Here is a 6,731-nt window from a genome sequence, read left to right on the forward strand (position 1 = left end):
GCAACGGCGTGGTCGAGCAGACCCGCCGGCACGCCGCCGTCGCCGCACTGCTGCGGGTGCCGCACGTCGTGCTGGCCGTCAACAAGATGGACCTGGTCGACTACGCCGAGCCCGTCTTCGCCGCCATCGCCGAGGAGTTCACCACCTACGCCGCCTCCCTCGGCGTCAAGGACGTCCTCGCCGTCCCGATCTCCGCCCTCGCCGGGGACAACGTCGTCGAACCGTCCGCCCACATGGACTGGTACGGCGGCCCCACCCTGCTGGAACACCTGGAAACCGTCCCGGTCGGCAGCGACCCGAGCCGGGAGCCCGCCCGCTTCCCCGTCCAGTACGTGATCCGCCCCCAGACCGAGGAGCACCCCGACTACCGCGGCTACGCGGGCCAGTTGGCCTCCGGCGTACTGCGCGTCGGCGACCCCGTCACCGTCCTGCCCTCCGGCCAGACCACCACCGTCGCCGGGATCGACGCCCTCGGCCGGGAGAGCGACATCGCCTGGGCGCCGCAGTCGGCCACCGTCCGGCTCGCCGACGACCTCGACATCTCCCGCGGCGACCTCATCGTCCCGACCGATCACGTGCCCGAGCTCACCCAGGACCTCGACGCGACCGTCTGCCACGTGTCCGACCGGCCGCTGCGGGCCGGGGACAAGGTGCTGCTCAAGCACACCACCCGGATCGTCCGGGCGGTCGTCCGGGACGTCACCACGCGGCTGCGGCTGGACGACCTGTCCCATCAGCCCTCCCCCGGGTCGCTCACGGCCAACGACATCGGGCGGGTCTCGATCCGGGTGTCCGAACCGCTGGCCCTCGACGCCTACGACGACCTCCGCCGCACCGGTTCCTTCCTGCTCATCGACCCGTCCGACGGCACCACCCTGACGGCGGGCATGGCGGGCACGGCGGGATGAACGAGTTGACGCGACTCCGGTGCCGGCCGACCGTACCCGACGGTCGGCCGGTGCCGCGTTGACCGACCGCGGGCCGCGATCAGTCGAGCGGGTAGTCGAGCAGCGCCGTCTGCGCCGCCCTGGTGGCGACCCGGGCCAGTTCCGGTGCCAGGCCCGGCGGGACGGCCAGGCCGACCGGCAGCGGCTCCGGGCACGGGAGGTCGGCCGCGAGTCCGGCGGCGGGCAGCCCCCAGAGCTCCTCGGCGTTGGCGATCAAGCAGGCGACGCCAAGACCCGCCTGAGTCGCCGCCCGAACGCCGGCCAAGTCGGAACCCTCATAGCCGATGCTCCAGTTCACCCCCGAGGTCTCCAGGACGTCGAGGACGTGCCGGCGCAGGCTGGAGGGCTCGGTGAACAGGCTGAGCGGCACGACACTGTCGCCGTCGAGGACGGGCCGACCGAACCAGGAGACCTGGACCCGGCCGAGGTCATGGACCTCGTAGGCGGTCGTCTTGGTCGGGTCGAGCAACAGCGCCAGGTCCAGCTCGCCGGCCGAGACCCGGCTCTCCAGGGACTCGCTCGGCCCGCTGTGCACCGTCGTCCTGAGCTCGGGATCCCGGAGCGAGACCGCTCGGAGGATCCCCGGCAGGGAATCCGCGAGCTGGTCGGACACCCCGATGAGCAACTTCCTGCCCCCTCTCGGGGTGGTGAACCGCTCCACCGCCTCGTCGTTCAGCGAGACGATCCTCCGGGCGTACCCGAGCAACTCGTCCCCGGTGGAACTCAGTCGAAGCTCCCGTCCGGTGTTGAGGAAGATGGGTTCGGGGAGCACCGACGCGAGACGGCGCATCTGTTGGCTCACGGCCGGCTGCGTGATGTGGAGCGCTTCGGCGGCTCTGCGGAAGCCGCCGAGTTCGACGATGGTCACCAGGGTCCTGAGCGGACCTATCTGCAGATCGTGGTGCATTACCCGGCTTTCCGTCTCGCGGGGATCCAGTCACCTAAGTAGGCTGAGTGAACGTCAACTGTCCATCTGTTCGTACCAGTTAACATACCGCGACCCTAGGTGCGGGTCCGACGGCTGTCAACTAAGATGAACATCCACCTTGCACCAGCTCACCCCGGTGCACGCAAGGAGCCTTGATGCCCTCACTGGCCGAGAAGATCGACAAGCTGTTCACCACCATCAGGAAGGACGGACGCGAATACACCTACGAGGAGGTCGCCCGCGGCTGCAGCCAGTTGAACGGCGGCACCTTCTCCAAGAGTTACGTCTGGCAGCTGCGGACGGGGCAGCGGGACAATCCGACCAAGCGCCACCTCGAAGCCCTGGCAGCCTTCTTCCGAGTGCCGGTGGCCTACTTCTTCGACGAGGAGACGGTCGAGCGGGTCGACTCCCAGCTCGCGATCGCCACGGCCATGCGCGACGCCCAGGTCCGCGACATCGCACTCCGGGCGATGCGGATGGACGATGCCGGCCGCCAGTCTCTGGCCCGGATCATCCACGAGGTCAGCAAGCTGCACGCCGCCGCGCCCACACAGGGCCGCCAACGCAACGAGCCACCGGACACGAAGGGGTAGCATGACCTCGCCTTTCTGGCGCGGACGCCGCAAACGGGGGAACGGCATGCAAGCCCTGCGCCGAGTTTGCGAGGACCGACTTGCCTCCCTCGGGCTTCCCGAGAGCTACGACATCACGACCCTGTGCGCCCACCTCAGCACCGCGCGCAGGAGGCCCATCCACCTGGTCCCGATGCCGATGGAGACCGCGGGCTCGTACGGACTCCTGTTGTCCTTCCCGGACGCGGACTACATCGTCCACGAGGAGCACACCAGCCGGCACCATCAGGAACACATCATCGCCCACGAGTTGGCCCACATGATCTGCGGACACCGCGGCGCGGGCATGACCGAGACCGACATCGAGGCACTGCTGTTCCCCGACCTGGACCCATCCCTGGTCAGGGATCTGTTGCGCCGTGACAACTTCTCCGACGAGCAGGAACAGGAAGCGGAGATCATGGCGTTCCTCCTCGGCAGGGCCCTGCGCAGCGAGGAGGCCGTCGGCTCGAACCCCGACCCCGACAGCGCCCTGGGCCGCATCCACGGCTCGCTCACCTGGCGCCGCCGGAGCAGGCCGTGACCCATTTACGGTACGTGCTGGGCTCGTTGGCCTGCTGGATCGCGTTCACCTCGACGCTGGTCCCCCTATTGCGCGGCTACCGGCGGGACCCGGCACTGGTTGCCATGTGCGCCGCGTTCGGCTGCCAAGGCATGTACCTGGCATTATCCGTCCCGTCTCGCTGGACGGGCAGCCTGTTCGGACAGGTGACCTGGTACAACGTGTCGGTCCAGATGTGGATCATCGCCACGATCACCTGCCAGCAACTCCTGCTGATCCTCTGGACCCACCCACGGCCCGAGGCCCGCATCCGGTGTCGGCGCCGACTGATCACCCTGGCCTTCGTACCCGCCACGATGACCGTGCTGTACTTCCTGGCCACCAGGTACGGGCATCCCCGGAACTACTTCGAGCGCCCCGGGGACCAGCCCTTCCTCGTCGCCTACCTGGTCACCTTCCTCTCCGCGTTCGTCGTCGGGAAGGTGGCCGTGGCCCGGGCCTGCAGGTTCTACGCCCGGCTGAGCGAGGATCCATGGGTGCGGCGAGGACTGCGCATCGCGGCCTGCGGGGCGGCCGTCGAACTCGTCTACCCCACCGGGAGGTTCGCCGATGTCTTCTTGGTCCCCTACGGTTGGCACCCCGCGCGGTGGGCGAACGTCTCACGCACCGATCTCACGGTGGGAATGGTCCTGAACATCGTCGGCTGGACGGCCCCGCTGTGGGGTCCGCGCCTGACCGCGATCCTCGAATGGCATGCCGACTACCGGAGTTACCGGCGGCTGCGCCCCCTCTGGTCGGCACTGTACCGCGCCTATCCGGAGATCTCGCTGGAACCGCCCGGTGGCGACCTGACGGCTCTGTCCGACCTGACCTTCCATCTGCACCGCCGCGTGATCGAGATCAGGGACGGCTATCTGGCCCTCCGCAAGGACGCCGCCCTGGCACCTCCGTTCGCGGCCACCGACAGCAGCGGACAGCCGGAGGCCGAGCGAGAGGCGGCACTCATCGCGGCCGCCCTGGCGGGACGCCAACGCCGCCACGACCCGCCCGACGCCGATACGGCGATCGCCCCCATCGGCCCCGAAAGTCAGGACTTCGCCGACGACGTCGCGTGGCTGGTACGGGTCTCCCAGGCGTACGCCCGCGCGAACCGGTAGTCCCGGGTACGCACCGCCCTGCTGTCCGCCCGTCGTGAACGAGATGGGGCGGACAGCAGGGCGGAGGCCGACTACCCGGCGAACGGTGTGGCCGGGCAGCCCTGCGCCAGGCCGGGGACGACGAAGAGGTTCCCGGCCATCGGCTCCACCTGGCCCAGGTCGCGGCGTGCCGTCGTCACGTACAGGTCGGTCAGGTCCGGCCCGCCGAAGGTGCAGGAGGTGGTCAGGGAGGCAGGGAATCCGATCTCGCGATCGAGGCGTCCGTCCGGAGAGTAGCGCCGCACCGCACCGCCGCGGAACAGCGCGACCCACACCCCGCCGTCGGCATCGACGCAGAGGCCGTCCGGGACCCCCAGCGTGCCGGTGACCTCGGCGAACACCCGCCGGTTGGTGGCGCGGCCCGTCGCGGCGTCGTAGTCGAACACGTCGATGCGCCCGGTCGGTGTGTCCACGTGGTACATCCGGGTCGTGTCCGGGCTCCAGACGATGCCGTTGCTCATCCGGAGGTCCTGCACCGCGACCTCGAACCGCCCGTCGGGCGACAGGCGGAACAGTGACCCCGGGCTGGACTCGCCAGCAATCGTGCCGACCCACAGCCTGCCCCGGTGGTCGATCCCCGCGTCGTTCCCCCGTACTCCTTGTTCGGACCAGTCGACGAGCCACCGGAGCGCCGTTCCCTCCCGGTCGGTCACGGCGACTCCGTCCCGCAGGCTGAGCACGAGCCCCTGGTCGACGCGGGGCTTCGCCGCCGCCACCGGCTGGGCGAACACCGTCGCCCGGTCAATCCCGTCGGTCGGATCGAACCGGTGAACGGCGCACTCGCTCATCTCGACCCAGAGCAGGACGCCCTCCGCCGCGTCCCAGGTCGGGCACTCGGCGAAACCCGCGCTGGCCGGCAGGGCCACTTCCACCGTCACCATGAGGCCGCCGTTTCCGGACACCCCGCCACCGACCGGCGCAACGGTGCGCCCGCCCGTTCGAGAGTCGACTCCACGGCGTCCATCAGGTGCGCGGCACCATCGCCGTCCAGGACATCCACCACAGGCAGGCCCAGGTGTCCCAGGTTCTTGACGTTCTCCCGGCCCCGGGTCGCGATCGCAGCCACGGGAGCCCCACTGAGCCGTTCCACCAGGGCGATCTCGTCCTCCGGGTCCGCGATGGGCAAGTGCTCCCAGTGGTACCGGACCTCGCGCTGCGGGTCGTGCACGAAGACCACGGCGTCGGGCTGAGAGCCCTGCAGGATCGCGGTCGCCAGCCCGCCGAACGCGGGATGCATCACCGACGCTTGCCCCTTGATCACCAGGAGGTCGTGCCGCGGATCCGCCTTCTGCACCAGGTGCTCCACCAAGCCCGCCGCGTGGAACACCGGCGTCCGGTCGACGATCGCGCCCTCACTGGCACCGACGAGCAGACAGGTCTGCCCGGTGCCGATGTAGCCGACGTCCACACCGCGCGACCGGCCGGCGGACTGCAACTGCAGCGCGGTGGTCCGCTTCCCGACGACGCAGTCGCTCCCCGCCACGTGTACCAGCCTGGCCCGAGTGCGGTGCGATCGCCCGGAGTACTTGGGCAGTTCCTCATGGAGGCGCCTGACGTCGATGATCCGCTGCCCTTCGGCGAGCAGGTCCACGAGGTCGGTGGTCAGCAGCTGGAGGTGGAGACAGGATATGACGTGCAGGCCTCCGCGAACCGCCGCGTGAATCTGCTCCCACCAGAACTCCGGCAGATCCCCCGGCATCCGCGGCGTGTGCAGGAACCGCCCGTCCATGGACTCTCCGTAGTCGGATTCCGTCAACGCCACGACCAGGGCCTCGGGCCGGAATTCCACGGCCTCGTCCAACGAGGCGACGATCGGTACGTCAGTCCCGGCCACCACGCCACCCGTGGTCCCACCCGCCAGCGACCGGTCGATGACCGCGACGGTCTCCAGGACCGAGCTGTGGCGAAGCACCCCCTGCGCGGTCTTGCCTTCCAGTTGCCCGAACACCCCATCAGCGAAGATCACTGCTCGCAACGGCGCTTGAGAGAAATCAGATAACAACATGATCTGAATACTAATCAAATGCATTCGAAGGAAGCGGGTTTGAGTGGAGAGGGGGTTGTGATGTCTGCCGCAGGACGCTCGTCAGCGCTCAGACGCGCTGAACTGCGCATCCGACGACGATGGAGGGGCGGTGACGCCAAGAAGGGTACCGAGAACGACTGACGACCGGCTCCCCGAATCGCCGTTCCTCCACTGGTCCGCTGCCACTGCTGCCCGGTGCGCTACGGCGGTGGTGCCAACTGGACGGTCGCGGCCCAGCCGCTGGTCGGAACCGTCTCCAGCTCCAGCTCACGGACCTGCTTGCGCAGGCGGCGCAGTTCCTCGCGCTCGGCCGGGGTCAACGGGCCCTCACCGCCCGCACCTGATGCTGCTGCTTCCGCACGTGACCGCGCGACCCACTGTCACAGACTCCGGGTTGACACCCGACGGGATGCGCCGCCCGCTGGACTCCACCAGCGCGACCGCGTCCCGCTTGAACTCCCCCGAGTACCTCGCAGTACCCATGAGGACATCCTCTCCAC

At 69.2% G+C, this 6,731-nt stretch carries 7 protein-coding genes; 4 read left to right on the top strand and 3 right to left on the bottom strand.

Features of this window, described 5'->3' with window-relative positions; genetic code table 11:
* The coding region (locus tag OP86_RS31820) for an elongation factor 1-alpha C-terminal domain-related protein (RefSeq protein WP_234435135.1) at positions 1 to 908 on the top strand (908 nt) is incomplete at its 5' end.
* Between the two features lie 79 nt (positions 909 to 987).
* Here OP86_RS31820 and OP86_RS31825 read toward each other — a convergent pair.
* On the bottom strand, positions 988 to 1,854 hold the full coding sequence (locus tag OP86_RS31825) for a LysR substrate-binding domain-containing protein (RefSeq protein ID WP_030055143.1): 867 nt from the start codon (positions 1,852 to 1,854) through the stop codon (positions 988 to 990).
* Between the two features lie 176 nt (positions 1,855 to 2,030).
* On the opposite strand from OP86_RS31825, the gene OP86_RS31830 reads away from it, so the two are divergent.
* Genes OP86_RS31830 through OP86_RS31840 form a run of 3 tightly spaced genes read left to right on the top strand, consistent with a single transcriptional unit; the run spans position 2,031 to position 4,166 of the window.
* A complete protein-coding gene (locus OP86_RS31830) occupies positions 2,031 to 2,468 on the top strand; it encodes a helix-turn-helix domain-containing protein (protein ID WP_030055144.1) in 438 nt (145 codons plus the stop codon).
* A 1-nt stretch (position 2,469) separates the two neighbouring features.
* A complete protein-coding gene (locus tag OP86_RS31835; protein ID WP_033334307.1) occupies positions 2,470 to 3,030 on the top strand; it encodes a M78 family metallopeptidase domain-containing protein in 561 nt (186 codons plus the stop codon).
* Positions 3,027 to 4,166: an MAB_1171c family putative transporter gene (locus OP86_RS31840; RefSeq protein WP_051834228.1), complete on the top strand. Its 1,140-nt coding sequence runs from the start codon at positions 3,027 to 3,029 to the stop codon at positions 4,164 to 4,166. Before OP86_RS31835 ends, OP86_RS31840 begins: the two co-directional genes overlap by 4 nt.
* Positions 4,167 to 4,237: 71 nt before the next feature.
* Here OP86_RS31840 and OP86_RS31845 read toward each other — a convergent pair whose 3' ends face one another.
* Positions 4,238 to 5,086, bottom strand: coding sequence for an SMP-30/gluconolactonase/LRE family protein (locus tag OP86_RS31845; protein ID WP_030055147.1), 849 nt, complete (start codon positions 5,084 to 5,086; stop codon positions 4,238 to 4,240).
* Positions 5,080 to 6,210 (bottom strand): DUF1611 domain-containing protein, encoded by a 1,131-nt coding sequence (locus OP86_RS31850; RefSeq protein WP_158707043.1) that lies wholly within the window; start codon positions 6,208 to 6,210, stop codon positions 5,080 to 5,082. Before OP86_RS31850 ends, OP86_RS31845 begins: the two co-directional genes overlap by 7 nt.
* Positions 6,211 to 6,731: the final 521 nt, after the last annotated feature.

Origin of the sequence: Streptomyces novaecaesareae (assembly GCF_000716875.1) — a bacterium.
GTDB classification, from domain to species: domain Bacteria; phylum Actinomycetota; class Actinomycetes; order Streptomycetales; family Streptomycetaceae; genus Kitasatospora; species Kitasatospora novaecaesareae.

What these genes read in the sequence shown, in the direction of transcription:
- OP86_RS31850 (WP_158707043.1), bottom strand. Translation starts at nt 6,210, where the DNA reads ATGTTGTTATCTGATTTCTCTCAAGCGCCGTTGCGAGCAGTGATCTTC.
- OP86_RS31825 (WP_030055143.1), bottom strand. Translation starts at nt 1,854, where the DNA reads ATGCACCACGATCTGCAGATAGGTCCGCTCAGGACCCTGGTGACCATC.
- OP86_RS31835 (WP_033334307.1), top strand. Translation starts at nt 2,470, where the DNA reads ATGACCTCGCCTTTCTGGCGCGGACGCCGCAAACGGGGGAACGGCATG.
- OP86_RS31830 (WP_030055144.1), top strand. Translation starts at nt 2,031, where the DNA reads ATGCCCTCACTGGCCGAGAAGATCGACAAGCTGTTCACCACCATCAGG.
- OP86_RS31845 (WP_030055147.1), bottom strand. Translation starts at nt 5,086, where the DNA reads ATGGTGACGGTGGAAGTGGCCCTGCCGGCCAGCGCGGGTTTCGCCGAG.